The 16,829-nt window shown below is 49.1% G+C and carries 9 protein-coding genes; 2 read left to right on the top strand and 7 right to left on the bottom strand.

What is annotated here, in order from left to right; genetic code table 11:
• Positions 1-3: 3 nt before the first annotated feature.
• A complete protein-coding gene (locus C3V43_RS08925) occupies positions 4-1,731 on the bottom strand; it encodes a sialate O-acetylesterase (protein WP_106069508.1) in 1,728 nt (575 codons plus the stop codon).
• A gap of 365 nt (positions 1,732-2,096) precedes the next feature.
• On the opposite strand from C3V43_RS08925, the gene C3V43_RS08920 reads away from it, so the two are divergent.
• On the top strand, positions 2,097-6,176 hold the full coding sequence (locus C3V43_RS08920) for a hybrid sensor histidine kinase/response regulator transcription factor (RefSeq protein WP_106069507.1): 4,080 nt from the start codon (positions 2,097-2,099) through the stop codon (positions 6,174-6,176).
• A 781-nt stretch (positions 6,177-6,957) separates the two neighbouring features.
• Here the strand turns inward: C3V43_RS08920 and C3V43_RS08915 are convergent.
• The 3 genes from C3V43_RS08915 to C3V43_RS08905 all read right to left on the bottom strand — a co-directional run bounded on the left by C3V43_RS08915 (position 6,958) and on the right by C3V43_RS08905 (position 12,784).
• On the bottom strand, positions 6,958-8,328 hold the full coding sequence (locus C3V43_RS08915) for a TolC family protein (protein WP_106069506.1): 1,371 nt from the start codon (positions 8,326-8,328) through the stop codon (positions 6,958-6,960).
• 157 nt (positions 8,329-8,485) lie between these two features.
• Positions 8,486-11,665, bottom strand: coding sequence for an efflux RND transporter permease subunit (locus C3V43_RS08910; RefSeq protein WP_106069505.1), 3,180 nt, complete (start codon positions 11,663-11,665; stop codon positions 8,486-8,488).
• 15 nt (positions 11,666-11,680) lie between these two features.
• Entirely contained in the window at positions 11,681-12,784 is a 1,104-nt protein-coding gene (locus C3V43_RS08905) for an efflux RND transporter periplasmic adaptor subunit (protein ID WP_106069504.1), read from the bottom strand.
• Between the two features lie 223 nt (positions 12,785-13,007).
• Here C3V43_RS08905 and C3V43_RS08900 point away from each other — a divergent pair, with 223 nt between their 5' ends.
• On the top strand, positions 13,008-13,916 hold the full coding sequence (locus C3V43_RS08900; RefSeq protein ID WP_106069503.1) for a helix-turn-helix domain-containing protein: 909 nt from the start codon (positions 13,008-13,010) through the stop codon (positions 13,914-13,916).
• A gap of 52 nt (positions 13,917-13,968) precedes the next feature.
• On the opposite strand, the gene C3V43_RS08895 is transcribed toward C3V43_RS08900, so the two are convergent.
• From C3V43_RS08895 to dacB, 3 genes are all read right to left on the bottom strand, one after another.
• Positions 13,969-14,412 (bottom strand): hypothetical protein, encoded by a 444-nt coding sequence (locus tag C3V43_RS08895; protein ID WP_106069502.1) that lies wholly within the window; start codon positions 14,410-14,412, stop codon positions 13,969-13,971.
• Positions 14,413-14,472: 60 nt separating this feature from the next.
• Positions 14,473-15,162: a hypothetical protein gene (locus tag C3V43_RS08890; RefSeq protein WP_106069501.1), complete on the bottom strand. Its 690-nt coding sequence runs from the start codon at positions 15,160-15,162 to the stop codon at positions 14,473-14,475.
• Positions 15,163-15,337: 175 nt separating this feature from the next.
• Entirely contained in the window at positions 15,338-16,816 is a 1,479-nt protein-coding gene (gene dacB, locus C3V43_RS08885) for a D-alanyl-D-alanine carboxypeptidase/D-alanyl-D-alanine endopeptidase (protein WP_106070531.1), read from the bottom strand.
• Between the last annotated feature and the right edge of the window lie 13 nt (positions 16,817-16,829).

Raw genomic sequence — 16,829 nt, 5'->3', positions numbered from 1 at the left:
GGGTTAATTGTTCTTGTTTTTATTTCTGCTTTTACTTGGTGATTTGGGCACGGCCGATTGCGATACGGCATTCGCCACACGTTGTCCCAGTGTCTTTTTGTCTAACGGATGGATGTCGTTCCACTCTCCGAGGTCACTGTTCTTTATCAAGTAGGCATTCGAGTTGGTTCGGGCTGTCTCGGCCTGTACCTGCCGCATTTCCGCCCATGCTTTGCGTCCGTTCATGTTTTCTTTGGCAAGGAAGTCTGCCAGTTCCACGATATAAAAAGGTAGCTTCTCCGATTGGAAAGCGCTTCGCCAGTCGGCTATCATGGCAGTCAGCAGGGATTGATATTCGTTGCGTCGTGACACATTGGATTCTCCTTGATACCACACCACGCCCCGTATGCCGTAGTTCTTGAGCGGTGCAATCATGGCGTTGTACAAGCATACGGGCTTGTAGCAGAAGAACATCATATCCGGAGCGTTAGTCATGGGAGCGCCGAGGTGGTACTTCCAGGTTGTTTGGAGGTTAAGCTCTTTGGCAGGTTGGCCGTTTGCGGTCCGGTAAATAATCTTATAGGGTTTTTCTTTGACAAAGCTTGGTTGTCCGCCATTGCTGATGAGGCGAACCGTGATGTTGTTTTTTCCGGCTTTGAGCACGCTTGCCGGCACTTTGTAGATACGCGGCGGATATTGATAGGTGGTATTGCCCACAAAAACTCCGTTCACATATACCGAGTCGGCATCTACCATGCAGCCCAATCGCAGGGTGGCTTCGCTGTTTGGCATGATGTCGGGGAGGCTGACCTCTTGGCGGAACCAGTGCGAACCGCCAATCGGATTCAAACCGTTGTTTCCCCAATCGGAAGCGAACATGTCGACTTCTCGCCATGCGCTGTCGTCGTAGTCTTTGGCATACCACGGTGTGGCTTCGTGCAGTCCGGCGTCTCCGCGATACAATGCCTCGTTCCAGCGACGGAAGTTTTCACTTTCCAGCTGTTTGATGTGCGCGCAGTAGCTGTCGTCCTCATAACGCCGTTTATCATTGATGTATAAAGGAAATTCTTTCAAGCCCTCTTCGCTGACCCAAGCTTCCACAGGTGTCCCGCCCCAACTGGCATTGATAAGTCCTATGGGAGTGCCCGTCTTTTCGTACAAGGCTTTGGCAAAGAAATAGGCCAATGCGGAGAACTCCATCACATTCTCTTGGTTCAGCTTCTTCCAAGCGGCATGCGGCATCTCGTCTTGCGGAGCATGGAAATCGTACACTTTCGGTACAATGAGGTGGCGTATCTTTTCATTGTCGTAGCTTGCTATCTCGTCAGCAAACATGTCCGTAACCCTTCTGACAGGCAATTCCATATTCGATTGTCCGGAGCACAACCATACGTCTCCTATCAGGATGTCTTTTATTTCCGTGTCATTGATATGCAAGGTGTAGGGGCCTCCGGCTTTCAGGGGGGGGAGTTCGATGCTCCATTGTCCGTCGGTGTTTGTTGTGGCGGTGTAGGTGTCTTTCAGTTTCTTTCCTTTCATGGAGAGCGGAAGTGCGGTTTTGCCGAAGTTTACTCGGACGTTCTCTCCGGCATCGGCTTTTCCCCATATCTTGACGGGCTGTTCGCGTTGCAACACCATTCCGTCTGAAATTAAGGCAGGCAGCTTCACTTTTGCTTCCGCCATCACGGCGCTACAAAAATAAAGCAGCACTGCCATTCCTAACCTAACTTTATTATAACCACTAAACATCATCTCTTAATTTTTTTTTGATTCTGGATTGATTTTGATTCCGTTTGCCGCAGGCTATGCTTTTAAATTTAAATGAATATTGAATGTTGCTCATCGCAGAATAACTCATTCGTATAGCCTGCATGAATTCATTGCATTGATTTAAGAAATAATTTCTTCCGGATGCAAAGATAATGTCCTGTAAATAAAGGAAACCACAAATATGTTGCACAAAACTTTATTCAGGTAACATCCGTTTTTGTCTACGTTACATAAACTTTCGTATAGCGTACATTTTGGCTTTAGAACCTCTTTAGGGCAGGTTCTTCTCGAAAAGAATGAAGAAGTTTTTTTATCTTTGCTTAGTTTAATAAATATCGAATGCGACTATGAAGACACTGCTCCGGTATATATATGTGTGGCTTGCAATGATTGCGATGTCCATGCCTTGTCACTTCTCAAAGGCGCAGACCGGAAAATTTTATTCTACGGAAAACGGATTGTCCAGCAGTCTGATAAATCAGCTCTTTCAAGACAGCAAAGGTTTCATTTGGGTAGCTACCGAATATGGACTGAACCGTTTCGACGGACTCAACTTCTTTACTTATAGACATGTGCTCGACGATGCTGCTTCGCTGACGAGTGACTACGTGCGTACTATATTTGAGGATAGCCGTCATAATCTGCTGATAGGTTGTATCAACGGTCTGATGAGATATGACAGGGAGACTGACACTTTTTGCACAATCCCCATGATACGTGCAGGCAAGAAGGTTACTCCGCACGTCACGCACTTTCAGGAAGTGAACCAAGGAGAAATCTGGCTGAGTACCAGTGGACAAGGATTATTCCGGTTGGACGATCGGCTCACCAAAGCGGTGTCTGTCGACAGCATGTTTCAGCAAGTGAATTGCACCTATCAATCCAAATTCTGTATCGATTCTCGTTCGGACATCTGGATAGGGACGGATGGGAATGGTCTGGCCCGCTACGTTTCCGGCACGAAGACGCTGCAATACTTTAAGTATCCCACGTTCGGCGACAATAATGTGACGTCTATCTTGGAAGACCGGTCGGGAAATATCTTTGTCGGCACACAAAAGCAGGGTGTGTCGCGCTATGATGAAGTGAAAGGACAAATGGTGCCGGTGCACTACGAGGGCGATGACAAAAGTGTCTCTGTGTATTGCATGGCAATGGTGAACGGGCAAATTTGGGTGGGAACTGACGGACAAGGGGTGAAAGTCTATAACCCCCGGAAGAACCGGCTGGAAGATTATAAGATCAATTCCGCTCCTGTGGACTTCTCCAAGGGGAAGGTGCATTCCATCATGCAAGACAGAGACGGAAATCTGTGGATCGGGTTGTTTCAGAAGGGTATTGTCTTGGTCAGGAGACAAGAAAATCCATTCGAGTACTATGGAAGCAAGTCTATTTATTATAATCCTATCGGACAAGGCTGTGTGATGTCTGTGTTTGCTGACGGTGATGGACATCTGTGGGCAGGTGCGGATAATGAAGGACTTTATGAGTTGGGAGCGGATGGCAGGCGGTTGCGTCACTTTGCTCCCGATGGCGGAGCGTATTCGGTGCCAAACACCATAATATGTATGTATGAGGATAGCGACCATAATTTATGGATAGGCTCTTATGGGCAAGGGGTAGAGAAGCTGAACAAGACTACGGGCAGAAGCGAACCTTTCTCTCAGATAGACGGTTCTGTGGTCTATACCATAATCGAGGATAAAGAGAAGAATCTCTATTTCGCTGTATTCGGCTCCGGTTTTTACCGCTACAATCTGCTATCCGGAAAGATGGAGCACTATGTGTCATCGAAAGATGAAAAAGGCGACCTGAAGCGTAACGAACTGGCGAACGACTGGATAAACTACATCTTTTGTGACAGTGAGGGGCTGTTGTGGCTGGGACATTACAAAGGAGTGAGCTGCTTCAACCCGAAGACCAAGAACTTCGTCAACTACCGGCAGACGAACACTTTGATAACCGGTTGTATCGGTTATGCCTTTGCAGAAGATGGCGACGGTAATATCTGGGTAGGCACAACGAACGGTCTTTATTGCTTCAATAAGAAAACTTCGGAACTGAAACAATACACCACGGCCGACGGATTGCCGAACAATGTGATTTGTGGTATTTGTGAAGATGAGGCGGGAAATATCTGGGTAAGTACCTATAAGGGTGTCAGCAGGTATGATGTGAAGAAGAAGACTTTTGTGAACTATTATTCGGGCGACGGTCTGCAAGGGAATGAATTTACGCATGGGGCATATTACAAGGATGCCAATGGCAGAATTTATTTCGGCGGTGTGAACGGCATCACCCATTTCAATCCGAAGAAGATTAATGCAGGTTCCAAGGAGTTGGGCATTTTTATTACGGATTTCTATATATATAATCAGCCGGTACATAAGAATACGTTTTCGGGGGGTGAGCCTGTGGTGTATTCCTCTGTGCAGGATGCCAATATCTTTCAGCTCTCGCATCAGGATAATACGTTCAGCATAGCGTTTTCCACTTTGCAGTATAATAATCCCGAACAGATAGTCTATCAATACCGGATAGATGAATTGAGCACCCAATGGTCTGTGACGGAGCCGGGAATGAACCGTGTGACATACAACAATCTGTTTCCGGGCAAATATACTTTCCGGGTGCGTGCTCTTAATCATGGCAATTTCTCGGAGATACGCACCGTGAAGATTCTGATTGCCGCCCCCTGGTATCAGACGTGGTGGGCATACTGCCTTTATTTCGGACTGGCGATATTGCTTGTATGGGGAATCGTGAGCAATGTGATGTCGCGCGTGAAGCATCGTCGTGAAATCATGAAACGCGAGCATGCCGAACAGCTGAATGAAGCGAAGTTGCAGTTCTTCATCAACATCTCTCATGAAATACGCACCCCGATGACACTTATCATCAATCCGTTGGAGAAACTGTTGGCCGAAGAGAGCAAAGGGGAACTGCATAAGACGTATCTGATGATTTACCGCAATGCCCAGCGCATCCTCCGCCTGATTAACCAACTGATGGATATACGAAAGCTGGACAAGGGACAGATGTTCATGAAATTCCGCGAAACGGATATGGTGGGATTTATCGGCGATGTGATGCAGCCGTTTGATTACATGGCACATAAGAAGAACATTGATTTTGTTTTTCAGCATGATATGCCTGAGTTGAAGGCGTGGGTGGACTTGAACAATTTCGATAAAGTGCTGATGAACGTGCTTTCCAATGCCTTCAAGTACACGCCCGAAGGCGGCGAAATACGCGTCGGCCTCTCCACCGGCCAAGATGCTTCTCGCAACGACGCCTTGCGAGACTATTTCGAGATTGTGATTACGGATAGCGGCATCGGCATTGATAAGGATAAGATAGAACGAATCTTCGAGCGTTTCTATCAGGTAGACAATGATGTGACGAAATCCAATTTCGGAACGGGCATCGGTCTGCACTTGTCCCGCTTACTGGTGCAGCTGCATCATGGCGAGATTCATGCCGAAAGCAGGACAGACGCCCCGGGCAGCCGTTTCGTTATCCGCATTCCATTGGGTGCCGAGCACTTGAGGGCCGACGAGATGGAAGAAGGCGTTTCGTTTGCCCTTCCTCTGCAAATGGCGGCTTCCGACGGAGAGTATGCGGATGAAGGAGATGAAAAGCAGCTTGCCAAGCCCAAGAGTCGGCAGAAGGTTCTGGTGGTCGAGGATGAAGAAGAAATCAGAACCTATTTGCAAAAAGAACTATCCGATGAATACAGGGTATGGACTCGTTGCAATGGTAAGGAAGCATACGACAGCATCCTTAAGGAAATGCCAGACTTGGTGATCTGCGATATCATGATGCCGGAAATGGACGGTCTGATGTTGTGCCACAAACTGAAGCAAAATACGAACATCAACCATATCCCTGTGATATTGCTGACTGCCAAATCGAGGATGGAAGATACTTTGGAAGGCATGGAGACCGGTGCCGATGCCTACATCGTGAAACCTTTCAATACGGAACTTCTGAAAAGCACCATCGCCAACCTGCTTACGAACCGGCGGCTGCTGCGCAATAAGTTCAGCGGTGCACAGCAGCAGGAAGATAAGGTGGACAAACTCTCAATGAAATCGAATGACGAAGTATTGATGGAACGCATCATGAAGGTGGTGAACAAACATCTGGACGACCCTGAACTGAATGTGGAGATGCTTGCTTCGGAGGTGGGGCTGAGCAGGGTGCATGTGCATCGCAAGCTGAAGGAACTGACCAACCTGTCCACGCGCGACTTCATCAAGAACATCCGTTTGCAGCAAGCTGCCTCGTTGTTGGCGCAAGACAAGAAGATGACCATATCCGAAGTGGCCTATGCCGTGGGATATAGCAATCTGTCGCATTTCTCCAACTCCTTCAAGGAGAAGTACGGCATGTCGCCCAAAGAGTATATGAATAAACCTCAATAAACTCTCGCATCAAGTTTTAAAAGAAATCGTCGTATGATAAGAATTCAGTAATCTGTTTTCCGGGGAATGAACAGCGGAGTTATAAATAACTGTTTATCACTAAAACAATTAAACGTTTCTCCGTCTCCGAATGCAAGGCGGCTTCTCTCTATACAGAAAACTCTTGAAAATCGTGGAACAAACTTGTAAGCGGTATGAAATAAAGTTGTTTGCTCCTCGGATGAAACTCTGTTCGCACCGTGCGAACAGATGTCCGTACGGTGCGGATAGACATTTTGAGAATGAAACCGTAAACTCTTTCAATAAACGGATAATATTTACCTGAGTACGCCCACCGCCCTCCCCCCTGTTTTGACAGCTGCAAGCCTTTGTCTTGACAGAGGCAAGTGTCCAAGCCGATAGACACAAGTCTCTGACGTGACAGGCACAGGTGTTTGAGCCGTCAGACGCAAGTGCCTGACGGGGCAGTGGTAAACGTCTGATAAGCAATGAGATTTGACTTTAAGACACAAGCCGCCGGGTGAGGTTATCTACTTGCTTCTTATGCCGAATTCAGGCAATATTTAACCCGTCCGACTTTTGGGGTGCACTTCACCGATGTCCTCTCTGTATACGACTGATCCTACATCAGTCTGCGACTCATGTAGGATCGGTATAGAACCCAATCTGCCTTGTTTTTTTTGATTGGTTCCCGAAGGCCTTTTTAAAGGCTTTCGGGGTGAATATTTTCAATGCCGTTGATGGGCGGGGTCGGAGGAATGAGCCTTTCTTACGGGGGCATCTATTCCTCGCCGCCTCCCAATGCCTGATAAAGGTTTATCAGACTTTGTATCTCGGCAAAGCGGTTGGCTGTTTGCGACAGTTGCGCATTGAGTAATGTCTGCCGGGCGGTGAGCACCTCCAGATAAGTGGTGTTGCCATGCTCCATCAACAGGGAAGTACTTTTTGCGGCTGTTTGCAGAGCAGTCACCTGCTTGTCCAGCAATTCGCTTTTGGCTATGCTTGTCTGCCATGCAGTCAAAGCGTCGTTCACCTCGCTGCCGGCTTTCAACAATGTCTGCCGGAAGGCAAGGGCTGCTTCTTCCTGTCGGGCACGGGCAATGCGATACTGCGCGATGACCTGCCCACGTGCAAAGAGGGGTTGCGTCAACGAGCCCACTGCCGAGGCAAGGAACTTACCGGGATTCACAATCATCGAACCCGCCGCATTGGTCCAGCCTGCACTTCCGCTCAAGGTGATGGAGGGGTAGAATGCAGAGCGGGCCGCGTTGGTTCCGTAGAATGCCGCTTCCAGTGTCCGTTCGGCCGAACGGACATCGGGCCGGGCGGAAAGCATCCGCACGGGAACACCAACGGAAAAGCCTGTCGGGAATTGCTGCCCTGCCAGCACACCGCGCTCGTAGTGGCGAGGTGTTTCTGCCAGCAATAAGGCAAGGCTGTTCTCTACTTGGCTTATCTGCTTTTTCAAGTCGAGGACGGAAGTCTGTACCTGATAGTAAGTGCCTTCTATTTGCGAAACTGCCGCTTCGTTTCTCATGCCCGCCTTCATCAGGGCACGGGTAGAAGCTAAAGTTTCTTTCCATGCTTCTTCCATTTGTTGGGAGATAACAAGCTGTTCGTCCAGCATCAGCAAGGTGTAGTACGTATTGGCAACCCCGGATATGAGGCGCGTACGTACTGCCTGACGATAGTCCAGACTTTGTGCATAGAGCGCCTTAGACTGTTTTTTGGCATTGCGCATACGGCCGAACACATCCAGTTCCCAACCGGCAGTAACCGGCAGGGAATAGGTTTGTGTGGCCTTGCCTCCGTCGAAGCTGCTCACTGTTCCTTGCCGTGCCAAAGCAAAGGAGGGCAGAAAGGCGAGCTTTGCAGACAGCAGAGTAGCTTCGGCCTCTTCCACACGGAGCTGTGCCGTTTGATAGTCGGTGTTGTTCTCCAAAGCCTGTTCGATGAGGGCCTGCAACTGTGGGTCGGTGAAAAGTTCGCGCCACTCCATGTTTCTTAAACTGGCAGAGTCGTCTTCCGTTGCGGAATATTCGCCATACAGATTGTCGGGTACGGAGGTGGCCGGCTTATATTTGGTGTAGACGCCACAACTGCTCAACAATGAACCGAGGGCGACTAACAGAAATGTATTTTTCTTCTTCATGCTTTCGTTTTTTTTATTTATGTTTTGAATGGAAAAAGTTCTTTCCGGTATCTATCTTATCTAAGATGTACACCACGAGGAACGCAATGACAAATGCTACTGCTTGTTCCGTCAGAAATGAATAACACTCTTCGTACATTTGCCATATCTCCTCTTCTTATTTGTTTTCCTTCTCTTTCTCACTCCGTTGTTTCTCCAGCAACACCTGCACATCGGCATCCTCGTGTTTCGGCGTGCGTACTTTCTCTTGCAGGAACTCGAAGATAATGTAGAACACGGGCACCACGAAAAGCAATGCCAACGTACCTATCATCATACCGCCCACGACACCCGTTCCGAGAGATGAGTTGCCATTGGCACCCGCACCGGAGGAGAACATCAACGGAAGCATACCGAATATCATCGTGAGCACCGTCATCAGGATGGGGCGCAAACGAGCTTGTGCGGCAGCATAAGCGCTCTCTATAATGCCCATGCCCTTGCGGCGACGTTCCACGGCATACTCCGTAATCAGGATGGCCGTCTTGGCCAGCAAACCGATGAGCATGATGACACCCGTCTGCAAATAGATGTTGTTCTCTAAGCCGAAGAACTTCGCAAAGAGGAACGAACCCATCAGTCCGAAGGGTACGGAGAAGATGACGGCAAACGGTATGAGGAAACTTTCATAAAGACATGACAGAATCAAGAAGATAAGCACCACGCAGATACCGTAAATCAGCACTGTTTGCATGCCGCCGCTGCCGGCTTCTTCGCGAGCCATGCCGCCGTATTCGTAACCATATCCGGAGGGCAATGCTTGGGCGGCGACTTCTTCGATGGCCTTTTGCACCTCACCGGTAGAGTATCCGGCAGCCGGATTGACGTTCACCGAAATAGAACTGTAAAGATTGAATCGGTCTGCCGTTTCCGGGCCGAGCACCTTCTTCAGCGTGACGAACTGGCTTACGGGAGCCATCTCCGTCCCATTGCGCACGAACATGTTGTCCAGTGCATGCTCGTCGAGCCGGAACTCCGGAGAAGCCTGCATCATCACCCGGTAAACCTTGCCATACTTGTTGTAGTTCGATATATATCCGCCGCCGCAGTAGCTGTTCAGCACATCGAGCACCGTGGCGGGCGATATACCTGCACGCTTGCATTTGGCGGCATCCACCTCTACCGACAGTTGCGGGAAATTCATGGCATACGAGGTATAGGCCACCGCTACTTCCGGACGCTGGTTCAATGCGCCGAGAAATTGCATCACATTCTGATAAAACACAGATTTCTCTCCACCCGTCTTGTCCTGCATGTTCAGTTCCACCGAGTTACCCATACCGTAGCCCGGTATCATACCCATTTGGAAACTGAATATCTGTGCCTCCTTGATGCTTTGGAACCGTGCGTTGAGGCGTGCCATTACGGCATCGGACGAATGCTCCTTGCCTTTGCGCTCGCTCCAATCTTTAAGGCGTACCATAATCATACCGTAAGAAGTGCCTTGTCCGGACAACAATCCATAGCCGGCCACTTTGGAGTAGTGTTGCACTTCGGGCACATCCTTTAACAAGGCTTCTGCCTTATTCAATACCTTGGAAGTCTCTTCGAGCGTATTGCCCGGAGCCGTGCTGACGTTAATCATGATGAATCCTTGGTCTTCCTGCGGCACAAGCCCTGTCTTCGTAGTAGCCATAAGCCATACGAGCAGTACGGTGGCAATGCCCAGTGAAGTCCATGTCATCCAGCGATGGTGGATGGCGAACATCACTCCTTTCTTATATTTGCCTAAGAGGGCGTTGTACGAAGCATTATAAGCGGCCCGTACCCGTCCGTTGATGCTTTTGGGGCTCTTTTTCCCGTCCGAGGGGCGCATCATGATGGCACACAGTGCCGGACACAGCGTCAAGGCGGAAACCATGGAGATGCCTACGGCGGTAGCCATCGTCACACCGAACTGTGTATAGAAGATACCGGATGTTCCACCCATGAACGTCACAGGGATGAACACGGCCATGAACACACAAGTACAAGAGATAACAGCCATCGTCACATCGCCCATGGCGTCTTTCGTGGCTTTATAGGGCGAGGTATAGCCGGCATCGAACTTGGCCTGCACCGCCTCCACCACCACAATGGCATCGTCCACTACCGTACCGATGGCAAGCACGAGGGCAAACAGCGTCAGAATGTTGATGCTGAATCCCGCTGCTGTCATACAGGCAAACGTTCCTACCAATGACACGATGATGGAGATAGAAGGAATGAGCGTACTCTTTAAATCCTGAAGGAAGAAATAAACCACAAGAATCACCAGAATGATGGCAATGACCAGCGTCTCTACCACATTGTGGATAGAAGCGAAGAGGAAGTTGTTGGAACTCATCAGAGTGATAAACTCCGTGCCTTTGGGCAAATCCTTGCTCATATCTTTCAGCAGTTCGGCGATGTTGGCATTCACCTCCGTGGCATTGGCACCCGCCACTTGGAAGGCTATGAAAGTGACACCCGGATGCCCGTCGGTTTCGGCTTGGAAACTGTAAGAAAGCGCACCCAGTTCCACATCGGCCACGTTCTTCAGGCGCAGTACGGAGCCGTCTTCCAACGAACGAATCACGATATTCTGAAACTCTTCCGTACTCTTCAACCGTCCGCTGTATTTCATTGTAAACTGGAACACGTTGTTCGAGTTGGCACCCAGCGAACCGGTAGGTGCTTCGATGTTCTGCTCGCCCAGCACGGCGGTCACGTCCGAAGGTACCAGTCCGTATTGTGCCATGCGTTCGGGGTTCAGCCAAATGCGCATACTGTACGTATCGCCCAGTGCCATCACGTCGCCCACGCCTTCCACACGTTTCACGGCAGGGATGATGTTGATGTCGAGGTAATTGGCCAAAAAGCGTGCGTCGTAGGTCCCATCGGTGCTGACCAGCGTGTTGACCTGCAAGAAGCTGGTTTGCCGTTTTTGCGTGGTGACACCGATTCTCGTTACTTCGGCAGGCAGCAAGCCTTGTGCTTTCGCTACACGGTTCTGCACATTCACCGCAGCCATGTCGGGATCAGTGCCTTGTTTGAAGTAAACGTTTATCGTAGCCGTACCGGCGTTGGTGGCGGTAGAAGTGATATACATCATGTTCTCCACACCATTGATACTCTCTTCCAGGGGCATGATGACACTGTTCATCACTGCTTCCGCATCGGCGCCTATATAGGTGGCGTTGACCTGCACCGTAGGCGGTGCTATGTCAGGATACTGCTCCACCGGGAGGGTGAGGAGCGAGATGAACCCGACTATCAGTATCAGCAGCGAGATGGAAATAGCCATCACCGGCCGCTTAATGAATATATTTCCTTTCATAAAATCTTTTCCTCCTTACTTCACTTGCGTTCCTTCTCTCACCAATCCGGCACCATCGGAGATAATCTCATCATCCTGCTTCAATCCGTCCAGCACCACATACTCGCGTCCGTCGCTTACCGATGCCACGCTGATCAAGGTGGAGGCGGCTTTGCCATTTACTACCTTATATACTATGATCTTGTCCTGAAGCTGCACTGTGGCACCTTGCGGAATAACGATACATTGTTTATATGTACTCGGTATCACTACATTGCCCGACGCACCGCTATGCAACAGACGCGAGGCATTGGGAAATATGGCGCGCACCGACACGGTTCCCGTCTTGCGGTCTATCACGCCGCTGATAGATTCTATCTTTCCCTTTTGCTCATACATGGAGCCGTCGTTCAGTTGAAGCTGAACTTCGGGCATGGCTTTCAGCGCCTCATCCATCGTGCCGTGTTCGCGAGTGAGAGCCAGCAGTTGATTCTCCGTCATGGAGAAGTAGACGTACATGTCGCTGTTGTCGCTTACCGTGGTGAGCGGCTGCGGTATGGCGGCACTCACCAAAGCGCCCACCCGGTAGGGTAATGCTCCCACCACTCCGTCGGAAGGACTCTTCACTTCGGTGTAAGAGAGGTTGTTGCGGGCAATTACCTCCTGAGCCTCTGCCTGCGAGAGTTGTGCTTTGGCAGAAAGATAGGAGTTCTCCGACATTTGTAGTGTGTATTGTGAAACCACCTTTTGTGTATGCAACTCCTTATTACTGTCATAAGCCAGTTGTGCGGTGGCCAGCGAAGCGCGTGCCGCCTCCACATTGGCCGCCGCTGTCTTGAGGGCCGCCCTATAGGGCACTTGGTCTATAACGAACAACAATTGCCCGCGACGTACTTTCTGTCCTTCCGTCACACAGAGCCGTTCTATCGTTCCCGATACCTGCGGATAGATATCGATGTCCTGTCGTCCGCGGATGGTGGCAGAGTAAGAAGTTGAAAATTCCTTGTCGGTAGTAGTCACCTTCATGGTGGCATACGAAGATTTTACCTGAGCGTCCGGTGCTTGTTTGCACGATGTCAACCACATTGTACCACTGATGAACATCATCAGCCGTATCCATTTTCCATTTACCTTTATCATATTCCTAATATAATATTAAAAACTGCGGCAAAAATAGGATTATAGAATATCATTGACGTAACATATTATTCCACAGTAATGTTCTTTTTTTTCTATTCTTTTTCTTTTTTCAATCTATGGTACAGGAAATAAGTAATATAGAACAATGCTAAGAGTAAATAGGACATTTTGATTAAGGGATTATTGACCATCTTTGCACTATTCAATAAGGAATAATAGGACAATGGAAAATAGAACAATCAAAGAACTCTCTTTTGAAGACCTCAAGCCCTACAGCAGTCAGTTCATGTATATGGATGACTATGTGATGATGACCGATCAGTTCCAGATACCTTCTCTTCATCCCGAAGAAGCCGTAAGGATGCAGTTTCTCCTCATCGTACTGTGCCAGGAAGGGTATGTACAGCTGGACGTCAATGGGAAGAATTATCAATTGAATGCGTATGACGTCCTCATTTGTCTGCCCACCATGGTGTTGAGCCGCATCATGTTCTCGCCCGGCACCCGGATAAGAATGACAGGCTTTTCCATTCAGTTCCTGAACCGTGCAGTCAAAAAAGAAGAGGGGATGGATAACATGTTCTTTTACCTCAACAAACACCCCATACAGCGTCCTTGCGAAAGCGGAAAGCCGCCTTTGGCTCATTATTATGAACAGCTCATCAAAGGAAAGATAAACAGTGTGCCCGGGCGTTTCCATAAGGATATCTTGCAACATCTTTTCTCTGCCTTTTTCTGCGAGGTGATGTCGGTGCTTTATGAGCAGGCCGGTAAAGAGGAGCAACAGCAGGGAGGTGGCATCAAGCGTGGAAGCTATGTGTTCAAGCAATTCCTGATGGAACTTTCCAAAGCCAACGGTATGCACCGCACGGTGAATTACTTTGCCGATCGCTTGTGCTACTCGCCCAAATACGTGTCGGCCGTCATCAAGCAGGTGAGCGGACGCACCGCCATGGAATGGATCAACGAATATGCCATCGAGCAGATAAAGCTTCGACTGAAGCACTCGGACAAATCCATCAAAGAGATTGCCGATGAGTTCAATTTCTCCAACCAGTCATTCTTCGGCAAGTATGTGAAGGCGCATTTGGGCATGTCGCCTGCGCAGTACAGGAGAGAACCGGAGGGATAAGGCGTATAGGGTGGTAGAAAGAATGGCACAAACGAGGATAATGATACCGAATTTATTTCAATCTCAGCCAGTTCTTGATGTATTGTTTCTTGAATGTATCTCCGAAGGCTAAAATAGGCGGTGTCGATATCAGGCATGCTCCTATGAAATAGACCACGGCCAAGCCATGCAGTAGCAAATAGCCTAGCATGAACATGCCGACCACCAACGCTTGCTTGTTTAGCAGCGAGCGTTTCGACCTGTATATGAGCAACAGCCATCCCAAGCAGTAGAACGCAACGGCCAACTCGTCTCCCTGATTATTCGGAATAAAAGCAAACGTCTTCGTATCTATGTAGCAGGAACAAAGCGTAAATACGTTCCATTGCAGCCAAGCGGGTTTTATGCCTTGCATCACAAAGAAATATACCCCCGACAGTCCCAAGAGGATAAAAACTATTCCACCGGCTGTCAGGAGCATATCTCCGTTTCTTGTAGTTTCATTGTCTTTTCTCATCTTTCTGCTGCAAACATCGTCAAAGGCACGACAAGAGAGAGAAATAGATACTCCTTCCGTTTATTTAAAGAGGCTTATGACAGAACCGTCCTCAAGATGAACGGCCACTTCCACCAATCCGAATTTATGGTTTCCGGTGTAGACCACTTTCGTTACTCCCGGTTCGGCAGGAATCTGCTCCACTTGTACCACCTTAATCTTTGTGAACCCCATGTTGTAATCATTGTCTGTCGATTTCTTCGTGACTTTGAAAGTCTCCACGGTTCCCTTTTTGGTCTTATACGTCCAAGTATCTCCCACATTGACATCGTATTTCATGACAACCGCCTGCCTGCCGGACGAGTTGACGATTGCCACTCCATCCGTGGAATTAAACAGTTTGCCTTTTGCTTTGATGTTCCCGCCGGAAGTGCTGAAAGAATCATCGATATTGAACTCTTCCGCATAACCGGCAAGGCGGCTTAGCACGTTGTTCAACGGTTCGGATTCTGTCTGCATCGAAAGCTCTACTTCGATAACGCCGTCGTCATTGGCGGTAACTTTCGATTTACCGGACCCTATCAAACGCTTGTCACCGATAATCAGCCTGACCATACTGTTCAACACCGTGCCCACCTTGTTTTCTTCAAGGTTGGTGTCGCCTTTTAAGGTAATGCTTCCGCCTTCTTCTTCTTTCTCGCAAGCAACCATTGCCAACATGCCACATAGCAGAAGAAGCAACCACTTGATTTTGAATTTTCTTTTTTTCATATTCGTCTGATTATTTATAAGAAATGATATTCTCTTTGAACGTCAAGCCGCCGGGGCTGTTTCTTTCTTACAAATTAATGGAATATATGCGTTGGCGGGACTAACAAATCATATGAAAACACTAACAAATCGTATAAATCTTTGAATTTGTCTGTTTCAGAGCCTATATCTTCTGTTATTTAATTATCTCCTCGCACACGGCATCCTGAAATGCCCGTGCTGCCCTGCCCGAAAGCACATTCTGATTCATGATGGCGAAAGCTATTTCGTGTCCGTTTGCCGCTTTCACATATCCGGCAAGGCAATTGATGGCTGTAAAAGAGCCGGTCTTGGCATGGACGTTCTTGTAGGCCGGCGTGCCCTTTTTCATCCGGTTTTTCAATGTGCCGTCCACTCCGCTAATGGGCAATGCCTTATACAGTTTCGCAAAGATGTCGGTTTGTGAATAGGCGTACTTCAAGAAACCTACCAGCAATGCCGGAGAGATGTAATTGTAGTTGGACAGTCCGCAACCGTCTGCCAGCTTGTAGTCGTCGGGGTTGTGTCCCAGCTGTTTTATCAGCATGCGGATGGCGGAAAGTCCGTCGTCCGCCGAAACATGCTTTTTGCCGGTATATTGTGCTCCGAGACGGCAAAGCAGGGCTTCGGCATTGAGGTTGTCGCTCTCTTTCATAATCTCATTCACCACATGTTGCACGGGCGTCTCATATACTGTTACCTGCACGGAAAGGCTGTCTCTCAATAATTCGCCGAAGATATAGCCGGAAGAGGGGATGTGTTCTTCGGGCATAATGCACCGGATGCCCCGTGCTTGCAGGCGTTCCATAAAGGTGTGCATGAAGAAGTCTTGCGAAGAGTAGATATTCACGGTTGCCTCCCGGCGCCTGTCTACGTTTCCGGTTACGATGATGCGGTTTCCGTTTTCCAGCCAGTTGCGCGACACATGGAAACGGCCGGCAGAAGGGGTTTGAGACTTTGTCTGGTTGGTCAGAGTGTAGTATGAAGAGGCGGGGATGCACGATAGTCGTGCGGTCCCTCCCCGCTCGCCGGGTGTGGCGGCCACAGTGACCGTGCCTTTGTTCAGCATCAACGACGAAAGGTAGGGTTGGTAGGCTTCGGGGGTGTCGTCCCATGCCCATCCGTTTCCCCAATACAAGGAGTCTTTCATGGAGATGTCGCCGTACACTCTTCCGTGAATCACGCTGAACGGCAACCGTGCCACGGCGTTTACCAACGAGTCCAATGCGGAGTCGTCAAATTTCGGGTCATATCCACCTATTATATATAGGTCGCCTTGCAGGGTGTCGCGTGCAACCGTTCCCTTGTACCACACTTCGGTGCGGAACGGTTCGTCGGCTTCGGGGCGGGCAAGGGCGGTGATGGTGGTAAGCAGCTTCATGGTAGAGGCGGGACGGGAAAGCATATCGGCCTGATACTCGTACAACGGCCTGCCGTCCGTCAGGTCATACACCGAGATGCCCACGTTGGAACCGGCAGGAAGCATCTGTTTGATGAGCGTGTCGAGGCGGGAAGAGAGGCTGTTCGGCCTATCTATGTCCTTTTGAGCGGCAATAGGCAATAAATAGAAGCAGAGCAGTACCGGCAGCCACTTTCTCCTCGTAAATATATCCTTTCTGTTTTGACTGACCTCCATACACATGATTATT

Origin of the sequence: Prevotella heparinolytica (assembly GCF_002998535.1) — a bacterium.
GTDB classification, from domain to species: domain Bacteria; phylum Bacteroidota; class Bacteroidia; order Bacteroidales; family Bacteroidaceae; genus Bacteroides; species Bacteroides heparinolyticus.
Note: the sequence above shows the minus strand (reverse complement) of the source record. Positions and strands in the feature narration are given on the sequence as shown.